Annotated in this window: 7 protein-coding genes; 4 read left to right on the top strand and 3 right to left on the bottom strand. The window is 68.0% G+C overall.

Features of this window, described 5'->3' with window-relative positions; translation table 11 throughout:
• Window positions 1–236: 236 nt before the first annotated feature.
• A complete protein-coding gene (locus HF877_RS17305) occupies window positions 237–1,535 on the top strand; it encodes an MFS transporter (protein WP_169622430.1) in 1,299 nt (432 codons plus the stop codon).
• Window positions 1,536–1,547: 12 nt separating this feature from the next.
• On the opposite strand, the gene HF877_RS17310 is transcribed toward HF877_RS17305, so the two are convergent.
• Window positions 1,548–3,305, bottom strand: coding sequence for a sulfite reductase subunit alpha (locus HF877_RS17310; RefSeq protein ID WP_169622431.1), 1,758 nt, complete (start codon window positions 3,303–3,305; stop codon window positions 1,548–1,550).
• On the bottom strand, window positions 3,302–8,797 hold the full coding sequence (locus tag HF877_RS17315) for a glutamate synthase-related protein (RefSeq protein WP_169622432.1): 5,496 nt from the start codon (window positions 8,795–8,797) through the stop codon (window positions 3,302–3,304). Before HF877_RS17315 ends, HF877_RS17310 begins: the two co-directional genes overlap by 4 nt.
• Before the next feature lie 376 nt (window positions 8,798–9,173).
• On the opposite strand from HF877_RS17315, the gene HF877_RS17320 reads away from it, so the two are divergent.
• Window positions 9,174–10,598, top strand: coding sequence for an aldehyde dehydrogenase family protein (locus HF877_RS17320; RefSeq protein WP_169622433.1), 1,425 nt, complete (start codon window positions 9,174–9,176; stop codon window positions 10,596–10,598).
• A 90-nt stretch (window positions 10,599–10,688) separates the two neighbouring features.
• On the opposite strand, the gene HF877_RS17325 is transcribed toward HF877_RS17320, so the two are convergent.
• On the bottom strand, window positions 10,689–10,985 hold the full coding sequence (locus HF877_RS17325; protein ID WP_169622434.1) for a chorismate mutase: 297 nt from the start codon (window positions 10,983–10,985) through the stop codon (window positions 10,689–10,691).
• Window positions 10,986–11,425: 440 nt separating this feature from the next.
• Between HF877_RS17325 and HF877_RS17330 the strand changes: the two genes are divergently transcribed.
• Both HF877_RS17330 and HF877_RS17335 read left to right on the top strand, forming a co-directional pair.
• Window positions 11,426–12,241 (top strand): hypothetical protein, encoded by an 816-nt coding sequence (locus HF877_RS17330; RefSeq protein ID WP_346765217.1) that lies wholly within the window; start codon window positions 11,426–11,428, stop codon window positions 12,239–12,241.
• A gap of 100 nt (window positions 12,242–12,341) precedes the next feature.
• Window positions 12,342–13,526, top strand: coding sequence for a thiolase family protein (locus HF877_RS17335; RefSeq protein WP_169622436.1), 1,185 nt, complete (start codon window positions 12,342–12,344; stop codon window positions 13,524–13,526).
• The last annotated feature ends 55 nt before the right edge of the window (window positions 13,527–13,581 follow it).

Below are 13,581 nucleotides of genomic sequence, written 5' to 3' on the forward strand. Positions count from 1 at the left end.
CACAACGAGGACGGCGTCACGCCGGTCGACGCGGATGCGGGCGCGCATCCGCCGGACGAATCGGCGCCGGGATATCGCGCCAGCGGCACGATCGTGCATGTTCGGAGAAACCCGGTCGTTCCTGTAGAATTCTCGGGTTGCTTCGGGTCGGGCACGGCGGGAGGTCGGGACGCCGTGCATCTGTTTTGTGCACGCAGAAAAGTCTTGTGCACGCAGAAAGTCCCGAAAAGGTATCGATGTCCCGCAGTTCACGTTCCGCCCCCTCGCATTTCCGTGTCATGCACGATCTGGTCGGGTCGGCGTACTTCCCGATCTCGGCGCTGGCCCGGCTACCGCTGTCCATGCTGGTGCTCGGCGTTCTCACCTATGTCGTCGCCTCGTCGTCCGACTTCGCCGCCGCCGGCATCGCTGCGGCGGTCACCGGCGTGGGAGTCGCGGTCGGGGCACCGCTGTCCGGTATCGCCTCCGATCGCTGGGGCCAGCGGCCGACGCTGCTCGTCTCGACCGCCGTCTATGTGGTCGCAGTCGTCGCGGTGCTCGCCGCCGGAAGTTCCCACGGCGCAGGCGAGGCGTTACCGCCGACCCTGCTGGCCGCCGCGTTCGTCGCCGGTCTCGTCGTTCCGCAATGCGGTCCCATGACACGCGTGCGCTGGATTCGCGGTTTGTCCGCGCGCGGCGCGGACGAGGCGGTGGAAGAAGCCCAGGGGTACGAGGGAACCATGGACGAACTCGGATTCGTCCTCGGCCCCGCGGCGGTCGGCATCATCGCCGCGGCGTTCGGTGCTGCCGCACCGTTGTACGTCCTGATCGCCCTGACGGCCGTCGTCGTGCCCTGGTTCGCGGTACACCCCAGTGCCCGATTCGCGGCGCCCGTGCACCGGTCCGGACCGGTCGGCGGCAGCGCCCCGGACACCGGACCCGCCGCAGTGTCGTGGGGTCCGGTGGCAATTTTGCTGACCGCAATGCTCGGTATCGGAACGATTTTCGGGTCGCTCGCCACCATCACGACCGTCTTCGCCGACGAGACCGGGCACCCCGGCAGCGGCGGACTGATCTACGCCGCGCTCGGGCTTGCCTCCGGCGCAGCGGCGTTGAGCGTGTCCCGGTGGAGTGGACGACTCACCGTCCCCGTGCGGTGGCTGGGGTGCGCGGTGCTGCTCGTTCCCGCACTGGCGTTGCTGTGGCTGCCGAACGCGCCGTGGCAGATGGCCGTTGTCCTGTTCCTCATCGGCGCCCCGATCGGTCCGGTCCTGGTGACGATTTTCAGGGTGGCGGGCGACTACACGCCGGCACGGCGACTCGGACTCGTCATGACGTTGCTCAGCGCCGGGATCACCTTGGGCACCTCGATCGGTAACTGGGTCGGCGGCGAACTCGCCGATGCCGGCGGGCACTCGGCCGCCACCTGGGTGGCGCTCGGCGCGGGGCTGGCTCTGTTCGCGTCCGGGGTGGTCTTCACCGCCGTGCGCTCCGGCGCCGCGACCCGCACGCCCGAACCGCCGCCGACCCGGGAACTGCTCGGGTCCGTCCACTGATCCGCTGAGGAGTCAGTAGACGTCGCGCACGTACCGCTTCTCCCGTTTGAGGGCGGTGACGTACTCGGCGGCCTGCTCCGGGCTCATCCCACCGTGCTCGGCGACGATCGCGTGGAGCGCGGCGTCGACATCCTTCGCCATGCGGGAGGCGTCACCACAGATGTAGAAGTGACCGCCTTCCTCGAGCCACGCGAACAACTCTGCCCCGTGTTCTGTCATGCGGGTCTGCACGTAGATCTTCTCGGCCTGGTCGCGGGAGAACGCGAGGTCGAGCCGGGTGAGTACTCCCGACGCTGTGAACTCGGCGAGTTCGTCCTCGTAGATGTAGTCACAGTCGCGGCGCTGATCGCCGAAGAACAGCCAGTTCTTTCCGGTCGCGCCGCGCGCACGCCGCTCCTGGAGGAATCCGCGGAACGGGGCGATGCCGGTGCCGGGCCCGACCATGATCATCGGTGCGGTGTCGTCGGACGGGACACGGAACGCCTTGTTCCTCGTGACGAAGATGCCGACGGTGCCGTCGCCGACGCGGTCCGCGAGGTAGGTGGAGCACACCCCGTGGCGTTCACGGTCGTCGTCGCCGTACCGCACCGACGCGACGGTCAGGTGTACCGCACCGTCGCACGCGTTCGGACTGGACGAGATCGAGTACGCGCGGTGCTGCAGCGGCCGCAACAGCGACAGGAACTCCTCGGCCGACAGTTCCGGTGCGGGTTCGAGCAGCAGCACGTCGAGTATGTCGCGGCCCCACAGCCATTCGTCGAGTGCCGCCTTGTCGCCGTGCCGCAGCACATACGTCAATTCCTCGTTGCGGGTGCGCTTCTCGATTTCCTCGAGCAGGTCGACCGTCGGCGCGGTGATCTCGAAGTCGTAGGTCAGCAGATGCGTGAGGGTGCTGCCGAAACCGGCGGGCACGACGGAACCGTCGAGGCGCAACCGGTCGAGCAGCGCCTGCACCAGCGCGGTGTCGTTGAGGGGGACGACGTTCAGCGCGTCGCCGGCCTCGTACTCGATGCCCGACTCGCCGAGCGCGAACTCGTAGTGCCGGATCTCCTTTGCCGAACCCGGACCCGACAGCACCCGGTTGGTCGTGAGCGTCGCGGGGTAGGGGTTCTTGCGGGTCCACTGCGACTTCGGACGTGCCGGTGCCGTCGGTGCGGGTGCGGCGGGCGCACCCGGCCCCACGATTCCCTCGACCGCCGCGACGAGCGGCATCGTCTCGCTGATCCACGCGGCGGCGGCATCCTCGAAATCGACGTCGCAGTCGACGCGCGGGACGATGCGCTGCGCTCCGAGTTGTTCGAGACGGGTGTCGAGCAGTTTGCCTGCCTGGCAGAAGCCGTCGTAACCGGTGTCGCCGAGCGCGAGGACCGCGAAGTGCATGCGCTCGAGCCGCGGGGCCGACTCCGCGGACAGAGCGTCCCAGAACAACTCCGCGTTGTCGGGCATCTCGCCTTCGCCGTACGTGGAGGTGACGATCAGGACGTGCCCGGCCGAGGCGAACCGGTCGAGATCCATATCGTCGAGTGCACACACCACCGGAGCGAACCCGTGCGTGCGCGCCGCGGCGGCGGCGTCCTCGGCCACCGCTTCGGCATTGCCCGTCTGCGAGCCGTAGAGCACATGCAGCACGGGCGCCGCACCGGCGGTTCCGGCATCGTCGGCGGGACCGCCGGAGAACAGCCGGGTCTGCATACCGGCGAGGAAGCCGGCGAGCCACGACCGCTGGTCGTCGGTGAAGGGCGCATCGAGTGGGATGAAAGGAGTTGTCACGCGGGGACTCCCATCGTGGAGGCGAGGACGTTCGGCACGGCGTTGCGGGCGAACAGTTCTTCGTAACCGGGCAAACGACCGATCGCGTCCAGATTCTTGCGGCTCTGCAGGAGAATCCAGCCGTATGTTCCGGGGGCGTCGACCGAACGGACATTGCGCAGTGCGAGCGCTTGCTTGTAGTCGCCGAGTCGCTTGTCGGCGACCAGCACCGCCAGTTGCTCATCGGAGTGATCGGCGATCGCGGCGAGTGCGTACCGTTCGAGTTTCGCGACGAGGAAGAAATCTTCGGTGAGCAGCAGATTGCGCGCAGCCTTCTGCACCGCCGGATCCGAGACGTCCGACGCGCCCGGAACCTTCTGCAACGCCATCTCCTGCGCGGCGGCGAGCACCGTGTAGTTGTTCAGCAGCGCATACATCGTTTCGGTATCGGTGCCCGACGGGGTCAGTCCACCGGCGACGGGTGCACCCGAGCGGTAGCTCTCCTTGAACTTGCGAACCTGATGGGCCACCAGCGCGGACGCAACCTCGGAGGCGAGTTCCCTGCGCGACGCGGCGGCCAGGATCTCGTCGGCGTCCTGGTACTGCAGCAGTGCGCGCGGCATCCCGTAGGCGAAGTGGTGTTGCTCGGTCTGCCAGTTGTCCAGCAGGAACCGCGCTTTCACAGATCCGGTCGACTCGACGTGCAGGTGCAGCAGCCGAAGCACCGCGGCGCTGTGCAGCGCGGCCTGCGGATCGTCTCCGGTGATGGACCCGAGCAGGATCGAGTCGGCGCTGGCCTTGGCGGGCAGCAGTCCGTCCGGGTCGTACTGGTAGACGAAACCGCCGGACATGCCGTTGCCGAGTCCCTTGCCGAATCCGCCGAGGTTGAGTACCGCACCGTTGGTCATGTACTCGCAGGCGAAATCGCCGACACCCTCGACCACGGCCGTCGCGCCGGAATTGCGGACTGCGAAACGGTCACCTGCCTCGCCTTCGACGAGCAACCGGCCACCCGTCGCCCCGAACAGGGCGAAATTGCCGATGAGTACGTTGCCGCCGCGCTCATCGCAGCCGCCGCCGGGGGAGCGCAGGACGATCTGCCCGCCGCACTGACCCTTGCCGACACCGTCGTTCGCGGTGCCGATGTGCTCGAGGTGCATACCGTCGTTGCAGAACGCGCCGTACGACAAGCCCGCCGATCCGGTGGTGGTTACGGTGACGGTGCCGTCGCGCAACCACCCGCGTCCGCGCTCGTCGCGCAGCACGGACGGAAGGTCGTCGAGATCGTCGTGGTTGAGCATCCGCTCGATGTCGATCGCCAACTGCGCGCCGACGCTCTTGTTGTTGTTCGTCAGGCGGACCCCGTCGCCGAGAGTCACGGTGCTCTCGCGTGCCTCGATCAGGGCCTCCCGCAGCCGGACCAGCCACGCGTCGTCGAGCGAGTAGTCCTTCTCCAGGTAGACGGGGTTGTCGACGCGTACCTCGGGCAGGACCGTGAGCATGGCGCGCAGGTCGAGCTGCCCGATGCTCGAGGGGTGATCGAGCAGGTGCAGCAGGTCGGCGCGGCCGCGGGCATCGCGCAGCGAGCGCAGGCCCAGCCGGGCGAGCACTTCCCGCGTTTCGTGGGCGATGTTGAGCAGGTACTGCGCCATCGCGCGCGGGTCGCCGTCGAAGACCTCGGGATTGGTGGTCAGTCCGGCGGGGCACTTGACGTTGCAGTTCTTCGCCATGACGCAGCCGAGCATCATCAGTGCGGTGGTGCCGAACTCGAAGCTGTCGGCTCCCAGCATCGCGGAGACGATGACGTCGGATGCCGTCTGGTGCGCACCCGAACACCGGAGCACGACCTTGTCCCGGAGTCCGTTCGCGGTCAGGGCCTGATGAACTTCGGCCACGCCGATCTCGGCGGACCGGCCCGCGTACTTCAGGGACGTCACCGAGGCGGCCCCGGTGCCGCCGGTGTTACCCGCGACGTTGATGACATCGGCGCCGGCTTTGGCGACGCCGACGGCGATCGTGCCGATACCTTCCGAGGACACCAGCTTGACGACGACGCGCACCCGGGCGGCCTTGCAGTCGTGGATGAGCTGCGCGAGGTCCTCGATGGAGTACGTGTCGTGGTGTGGCGGAGGCGAGATCAGTTCGACACCCGGGGTCGCACCACGGGCGGCCGCGATCTCGACGGTGACCTTCTTCGCGGGAAGCTGTCCTCCTTCACCGGGTTTGGCACCCTGCGCGATCTTGATCTCGATCTCCTCGAGCATCGGATCGGCGAGGTACCCGGCCCAGACACCGAAGCGGCCCGAGGCGAACTGCTTGATGCGGGAACCGCGAATCGTGCCGTAGCGCGAGATATGTTCGCCCCCTTCGCCGCAGTTCGACATGCCACCGACCATGTTGGTTCCGTGCGCGACAGCTTCGTGCGCGTTGGAGTTCAAGGCGCCGTGGCTCATCGCACCCGAGGCGAGGGCGCGGGTGATCTCGTGTGCGGGCTGCACCTGGTCGAGACGCACCGCCGCCGGAGCCTGACGGACCAGACTCAGGTAGTCGGCGGCGTCACCGACCGCGTGCACGGTGAGAGTGTCGCCGTAGCAGCGGTGCGAGACGATGGCGTCGCCGAACCGCGCGACGAGAGACCGGCCGAGCGCTGCGGGCCGGGTGTGGTCGTCGGCGAGCGGTCCGGTCAGCCGGAGCACGAACTCGTTCTCGCCCACGCGGGCCGCGGCCAGGCCGCGCACGCGCATCGAGTTGTTGCCGTACCGCGAGAACCGCCCCATCTCTTTGTGGAAGTCGTCGGTGGTGACCGCGTAGGTGATGTCGGACGGCAGGGCGAGGACATCGCGCAACGCGGCGGGGCGGCGGGAGCGCTCCTCCGCCATGGTCCGCGCGAATGCCCGGTAGCCGGGGGTGATCTCGAAGGAGTCGATTTCGGCGTCGGTCAGTGCCCGGAAACCGCCGTAGCGGTACGCCTCGTCGTCGAGACCGTGTGCGTCGGAGAGGCGGTGCAGCGGCAACAGGCGCAGCGAGTCCGTCAGGTCCGGCTCGGCCTCGCGCACGGCGGGCACGGCGAGGGGTTCTTCGGTCATGTCGACGAATCCGCGCACGGCGGTGGTGCCGAACGAGTGTCCCGCCCCTTCGGCGCGTTCCTTGAACAGGCCGAGCAGGGGGACGTCCGCCTCGGACTCGACGGCCGCTGCGCGTCGATGCCAGTCGGCTACGGCTTGGGCGACGGTGGTGAACCCGACGCCTCCCACCGGGGTGGCCACGTTCGGGAACCAGCGGCGGAGCACCTCGTCGTCGGTGTCGAGGTAACTGGGCTCGAAGAACTCACCCCCGATGTACGACTCGACGGTGCACAGCCCGACCCTGCCCATCGTCTTCATCAGCGACTTCTCCGCGGCCTTGCGGAACTTCAGGAACGCGAGGTCGGCTTCGTCGCCGTACTTCTCCTCCGCGCGCATCTGCACGGTGAGCGGGTACACCGCCGCAGCGCCGAAACCGAGGGTCGCGGCGATGTGGTGCGAGGAGCACAGCTGACCGGACTCGACGATCACCGACACGCGCAGGCGCACGCCGTCGTCGATGAGTCGTTGGTTGACCGCGGCGATCGCGAGAATCATCGGCAGCGCGGCGCGGTCGGTGGCGACGTGCCGGTCGGTGAGGACTGCGATGCCGCCGGACTCCCGCGCGAAATCGGCGATGCGGTCGGCAACCCCGTCGATCGCGGCGGCGAGTTGAGCGGCGTTGGCCTTCGTGTCGTCGAAAACCGGGGTGTAGAGCATCTCGAAGCGCCGCACCGGGGTGTCGGTCTGCTCCCGGATCCGAAGCATCTCGAGGTGGGTCAGGATCGGGGTGGGCACCACGATCTGGGTCGCGGTCGACGACGGTGCGCCGCTGCCGGGGCGTGCCCCCAGCGCGACGCGCAGGGTCATGCCGTCGGCCTCACGCAGGGAATCGAGCGACGGGTTCGTCACCTGGGCGAAGCGCTGCGAGAAGTATTTGGCGACACCGCCTTCCTGATCGGACAGGGCGTTGATGGCGTTGCCGTACCCCATTGCGGAGATCCGTTCCTGACCCGATGCGAGCATCGGGTCGAGCATGAAACGGAACGACTCCTGGTTGAGTGCGTACGAGACGTACCGCTGGTGCCGCCCGAGATCGCCGTTGTAGCGCAGCGGTGAGCCCGCCTTTTCCGCGGGGACCGGCGGGAGCGCCTCGATCTCACGTCGTGCGGCATCCACCAGAATCGAGTAATCGCGCTCGGCCGCAAGTAGTTCGAGCGCTTCGACGGTGCCGTACGAGCGCCGGGTGCGATGGTCGAAGTACAGCATGCCGCCGGCCTCGATGCGTCCGCGGCGCAGTACCGTGCTCGGCGCGAAATCGAACTGGCCGGCCTCCGACGTGACGGCGAGGTAGTCGGCGGTCTCGACGGACCGCAGCGGGCGCAGGCCGAGGCGGTCGAGACGTGCGCCGACCACGGTGCCGTTACCGAAGATCAGCGCCGCAGGACCGTCGTTCTTCTCCTCGTAGAGGGAAAAGAACTCGAGCATCGCACGTACCTGCGGGGACAACGTGGTGTCGTTCTCCCACGCCGGCGGCATCATCTGCACGACGGCGGTGACCAGGTCGAGACGGTCGAATGCGATCCGGGATGCGAGCGTCTGGTCGAAACGGCAACTGTCGGACTGGCCGGGAGGCCGGACGATGTCGCGGCCCATCGCCCGGGCCAGCGCACCCTCGAACAAACGATTCTTGCGGTCGGTGTTCAGTTCACCGTTGTGCGCCATGAGCCGGAACGGCTGCGCCATCGTGGGGTGCGGGTCCGTGTTGGTGGAGAACCGCGTGTGGAAGAACAAGGTGTGGACCGAATGCCGCGGATCCGTCAGGTCCCGGAAATAGGGTATGACCTCATGGGAGTTCAAGCGTCCCTTGAGAACCTGGGTACGGCAACTGAGCGAGAGCGGATACAGCCCCGTGAGATCCGGATCGGGGTACGCGCGCGCCTCGACATCGAGGAGCACGTCGTGCAGGAGGCGGTCGAACTCGTCGGCCGACGCGCAGGTGCCGGGGCGGGTGAAGATCCACTGCCGGATCGGCAGTTGGTACCGGACCGCGGCGGCGCGCAGCACGCTGTCGTCGACCGGGACGTCGCGCACCGCGAGGACCGGGATTCCGGCGTGGGCGAGTGCCGCCGAGATCAGGCTCTCGGCAGCCGCCCGGGCCGCGTCCTCGGAGGGGAGAAAGAAGTTGCCGACGCCGAAATGATCTTGCTGCAGCGGTGTTCCGGCGATCGCGGAGAAGAATTCCACCGACAGGTCCACGTTGACGCCGGCCCCGTCGCCGACCCCCTCCGCGGACATGCCGCCCCGGTGCGGGACCACGCAGAGCGCCTCGTGCCCGCGAGTGAGGATGTCGTGGGTCCGCACACCGTCTTTGCGGGTGATGAAACCTACGCCGCAGCTGCTCTTGTCGAGACTGCTGTCGTACAGCCCGGTGTTGTCGGCGTTCGTCAACGGAATGCCCTCCTCGGCGGATCGAGTGCGACGTCGTCCGACAGTGAGGGACGCGAAGGGGGAGGCGAAGATTCGCACTGATCCGCGATCGCACAGAGCTCTGCCGGAGACGGTGATGAAAGGCAGACGACGTTGTCCGGATGTGCCGAGCGATGCGACGGTGGAGCGCGCGAGCAGCGAAACAAATTGTAGCCTACGTGTTAACGCCGTGTTCGGCGCCGTGCATCACACCCGCCGTGCATCACACCCGCCGCGCTCACCTCCGGATGTCCCGCCCGGCAGCGCGGGCACCGATCCCGTCGAACAGCCGGCCCACCGACGCGACTTCCTTCGATACGCTGCGCCGGAGAGACGCACGACACACACGGAGGCGCGCATGACCGACATTCTGGACCGCACGCAGATCTACATCGACGGACAGTGGGTGGCATCGGACGGGCCCGGGCGCATCGAGGTCCGCGACCCCGCAACGGAAGAGGTCATCGCCGAGGTGGCCGAAGGAACCGCCGGCGACGTCGATCGGGCCGTGGCCGCTGCCAGGGCGGCATTTCCCGCGTGGTCCTCCCTCAGCGGTGCGGCGCGCGGCGCCCACCTCGAGAAGATCTCCGCCCTCGCGAACGAGCGTGCCGCGGACCTGACCGCGACCGTCTCCCAGGACATGGGGATGCCGATGAGGCTCGCCGCCGCGGTCCAGGTGGGTATGCCACTGAAGAACATCGCGAGCTATGCGGCGCTGGCCGCGGACTACGAGTTCGACGACCGGCAGATCGGCAACGCACTCGTGGTGCGCGAACCGATCGGGGTCGTCGGCGCCATCACGCCGTGGAACTACCCGCTGCACCAGGTGGTCCTCAAGGTGTTCGCGGCACTCGCGGCCGGATGCACCGTGGTCCTCAAGCCGACCGAGGTGGCGCCGCTGGTGACCTACGCGCTCGCCGACATCGCGGACGAGGCCGGTCTGCCGCCCGGGGTCTTCAACGTGGTGAGCGGATACGGTCCGGTCGTCGGTGAGGCCATCGCGGCGCACCCGGACGTCGACATGGTGTCGTTCACCGGTTCGACCCGCGCCGGTAAGCGGGTCGCGGCGGTCGCGGCGGAGACGGTGAAGAAGGTCGCGCTCGAACTGGGCGGCAAATCCGCCAACATCATCCTCGACGACGCGGATCTCACCGCGGCCGTCGCCGACGGCGTGAGCAAGTGCTTCCTGAACTCCGGCCAGACCTGCACAGCCCTGACCCGCATGCTGGTCCCGGCCGAGCGAATGCCGGAAGTCGCCGCGCTCGCCGAGCAGGTGGCACGGAAATTCACCGTCGGACACCCGGGCGACGCCGCATCGAAGCTCGGCCCGCTCGTGAGTTCGACGCAGCAGGCGCGTGTGCGGGCGTACATCGACACGGGCGTCGCCGAAGGCGCAGAACTGGTGCTCGACGGCCGCGACACCGGGCTCGGCACCGGATATTTCGTCGGCCCCACGATCTTTTCCGGAGTCACCGAAGAGATGACGATCGCCCGCGAGGAGATCTTCGGGCCCGTGCTGTCCATCATGGGCTACCGCGATGAGGACGACGCCGTGCGTATCGCGAACACCAGCGAGTACGGCCTGTCCGGAGGCGTGTGGTCCGCCGACCCGCAGCGTGCCGAGGCGGTAGCGCGCCGGATTCGGACCGGTCAGGTCTACATCAACGGGGGAGCGTTCAACACCGACGCCCCGTTCGGCGGCTACAAGCAGTCCGGCATCGGCCGGGAGGGCGGCGTGTTCGGTCTCGAAGAGTTCCTCGAGATCAAGACAATCCTGCGTTGATGCAGCCCGGTCTACCGCGCAGATGACGGCTCCCGGCACGACGCAGCCCCCGCACCGTGGGTGCGGGGGCTGGAAGTGGCGTGACGGGCCTCAGCGTCGGCGCGTGCGCCCGAGGCGCAGCAGCGTCATCGCGAGCGTGTTGCCGTCGGCGCCGAGTTCGTGGAATCGGTCGAGAACCGCCATCTCCTCGGCCTGCGCCTCGCGGGTCGCGCCGGACTTCTTCGCGACAGCACCGATGCGTTGTGCCAGCTCGGCGCGTCGCTTGATGACGTCGAGAATCTGGGCGTCGAGCTCCTGAACCTGTTCGAACAACGTCCCCAGTTCAGCTTCGGTCGTCGACGCTGCGCCCTGGGTGCCGATGCCAGGCGAATCAAGCTGGACAGTCATGCAGACTCCTCCGGTCTCGTCTGAATCGTCAGAGATAATGTCGTGTTCCTCGCCGGAGGTGTTACTCGGCCATACCAAAAAATCTCCGGAACCCGTATTCGCCCCTGTTCCGACCCCCTGAAAACGCCGTGTGAACTGGCGTAACACTACAACTGACCAGTAAGTATGGTAATCGTCACATTCTCGCCTGCCGACCGAATTGCCGACCGCGAGACCCTTCGCCGTCCGTGGCTCCCCGGATCACCGACCCGCGGCGGCGCCTACCCGTTCAGGTAGCGTCGGGCTCCGACCGGCGCGGGCCGGGGGCGTCGGGGCTCCTGGCAGACCCGGAGGGGAGACCGATGCGACGAACATACGTTCGGCGGGGTGAAGACGGAGAGGCCGACAGCATTCGGACGGCTCCGGAACGCCCCCCCGAATGGCCGACGCAGAAATGGAACGTGCCGGCGACCGTGGCGACGGGAGCCGCTGCACTGACCGGGCTCGGTGCGCTGTGGGGAGGGTTGCGAGCTGCGGAGTCCGGCGCCGGAGGAGAGTCGCGATTCTTCGTGATTCTCGCGGTGCTCATGCTTCTCACCGCGTTGTTCGGAGCGGTGTACTGGTGGCCGGAGCGACGCGAGCCGAAAGTGCGGTACACGGAGACCTCCGGTCGCGGAACCACCGAGGTGCAGTCCCGCACGGCCGTATTCCTGCTGCTGGTCGCGATGGTCGGATGCGCGGCGGCGCTGTCGCTCGGCGCCGCGGTCGAAGTGCTCGTCACCAACGGTGGTGTGCCGCTGGTCAGCGTCGTGCTGGCAACGCTCGGGTCGGTCTGCGTCGTGTTCCTCGGAGAAGCGGCACTCGGCAGGATCCGCGCCGGAGGGCTGACACTCGGCCCCGACGGGATCAGGCACCGCGGCTGGTTCGTGGAGTCGTATCTGCCCTGGGTGTCGGTGGCGCGCCTCCGCGCCGTTCATCACGGTTATCCCGAAATGTGGGTGGAGGGCACCGAGACCGCCGCGTGGGCACGTCGCCGGACGAGCAAGATCTTCCGCCTGGAATCGATACCCGCCTCCCCGCGGATCGTGGTCGACTCCCGGCGCTTCGATATCGACGCCTCGCTCCTGTATCGCGTTCTCGAGCTCTACGTGGGGCGCCCGGACATGCGTGCCGAACTCGGTACCCCGGATGCGGCGACCCGCGTACGCAGCGGTGACCTCGCTGCTCCGGAGAAGAAGGACGGTAGCGATGGCGGGCATAGGCACCCGGTGTCGTAATATCCGTCACGGATTTCCCTCGTGCGACCAGGCCACATCGGATTGCGGTTCGGAGCGTCGGCGTCGCGGACAACGGTGTTCGATCAGATAGGACGAGAACATGAGTACTCCGGAACCGATCGTCATCATCGACGGCGCACGTACGCCGATCGGTAGCTTCGGTGGCGCCTTCAAGGATGTGCCCGCCCACGAACTCGGCGCCACGGCTGTGCGCGAGGCTCTGAAGCGTGCCGGGGTGGCACCGGAGGACGTCGACGAAGTCATCATGGGATGCATCGGCCAGGTCGGGGCGGACGCCTACAACGCGCGCCGCGTCACCCTCGCCGCGGGACTGCCGGTCGAGACACCGGCCCTGACGGTCAACCGCTTGTGCGGCTCCGGGCTGCAGGCCGTGTGGTCTGCGGCGCAGGAGATCCGCTGGGGCAGCGCCGACATCGCCGTGGCGGGTGGCGACGAGAGCATGTCGCGCATGCCGTTCTACGACTTCGGTGCGCGCAACGGCTACAAGCTCGGCAATCGTGAGCTCGTCGACGGCACCGTCGGCATGCTGACCGACCCGTTCAGCAACCTCCACATGGGCGTCACCGCGGAGAACGTCGCCCGCGAATACGGCGTCGACCGCGACCAGCAGGACGCCTTCGCTGTCGAATCGCAGCGCCGTGCCGCGACCGATGCCGCCAAGGCCGTGTTCGCCGAAGAAATCAGCCCGGTGGAGATCGGTGGGCGCAAGCCCGTCACCGTCACCGAGGACGAGCATCCCAAGCCCGGCACCACCGTCGAAACACTCGGGAAGCTGCGCGCCGCCTTCACGAAGGACGGCACGGTGACCGCCGGTAACGCGTCGGGCATCAACGACGGTGCCGCCGCGCTCGTGCTCGCGCGTGAGTCGGCCGCCCGCGAGCGCGGACTCGAAGGCTCCGTGGTTCTCGAGGCCGTCACCACCGCCGCGATGGACCCGCAGCTCATGGGCTACGCGCCGACCTTCGCCCTGCGCAAGCTGTTCGAGCAGACCGGCACGTCGCCGGCCGACATCGGCACCGTCGAACTCAACGAGGCGTTCGCGTCGCAGGCGATCGCCGTGATGCGCGACGCCAAGCTCGATCCGGAGAAGACGAACCCGTACGGTGGCGCGATCGCACTCGGTCACCCGGTGGGAGCAACCGGCGCCATCCTCACCCTGCGCGTCGCGAAGGACCTCGTTCGCCGCGACCTCGAACTGGGCATCGTCACGATGTGCATTGGTGGCGGACAGGCTCTCGCGGCTCTGCTGCGCCGTGTGAACTGACGAGCGCGTGAACTGACGACCGCGTGAACTGACGACCGCGTGAACTGACGACCGC

This window comes from Rhodococcus sp. BL-253-APC-6A1W (assembly GCF_012843405.1).
GTDB lineage: Bacteria > Actinomycetota > Actinomycetes > Mycobacteriales > Mycobacteriaceae > Rhodococcus.

What these genes read in the sequence shown, in the direction of transcription:
- HF877_RS17320 (WP_169622433.1), top strand. Translation starts at nt 9,174, where the DNA reads ATGACCGACATTCTGGACCGCACGCAGATCTACATCGACGGACAGTGG.
- HF877_RS17325 (WP_169622434.1), bottom strand. Translation starts at nt 10,985, where the DNA reads ATGACTGTCCAGCTTGATTCGCCTGGCATCGGCACCCAGGGCGCAGCG.
- HF877_RS17305 (WP_169622430.1), top strand. Translation starts at nt 237, where the DNA reads ATGTCCCGCAGTTCACGTTCCGCCCCCTCGCATTTCCGTGTCATGCAC.
- HF877_RS17335 (WP_169622436.1), top strand. Translation starts at nt 12,342, where the DNA reads ATGAGTACTCCGGAACCGATCGTCATCATCGACGGCGCACGTACGCCG.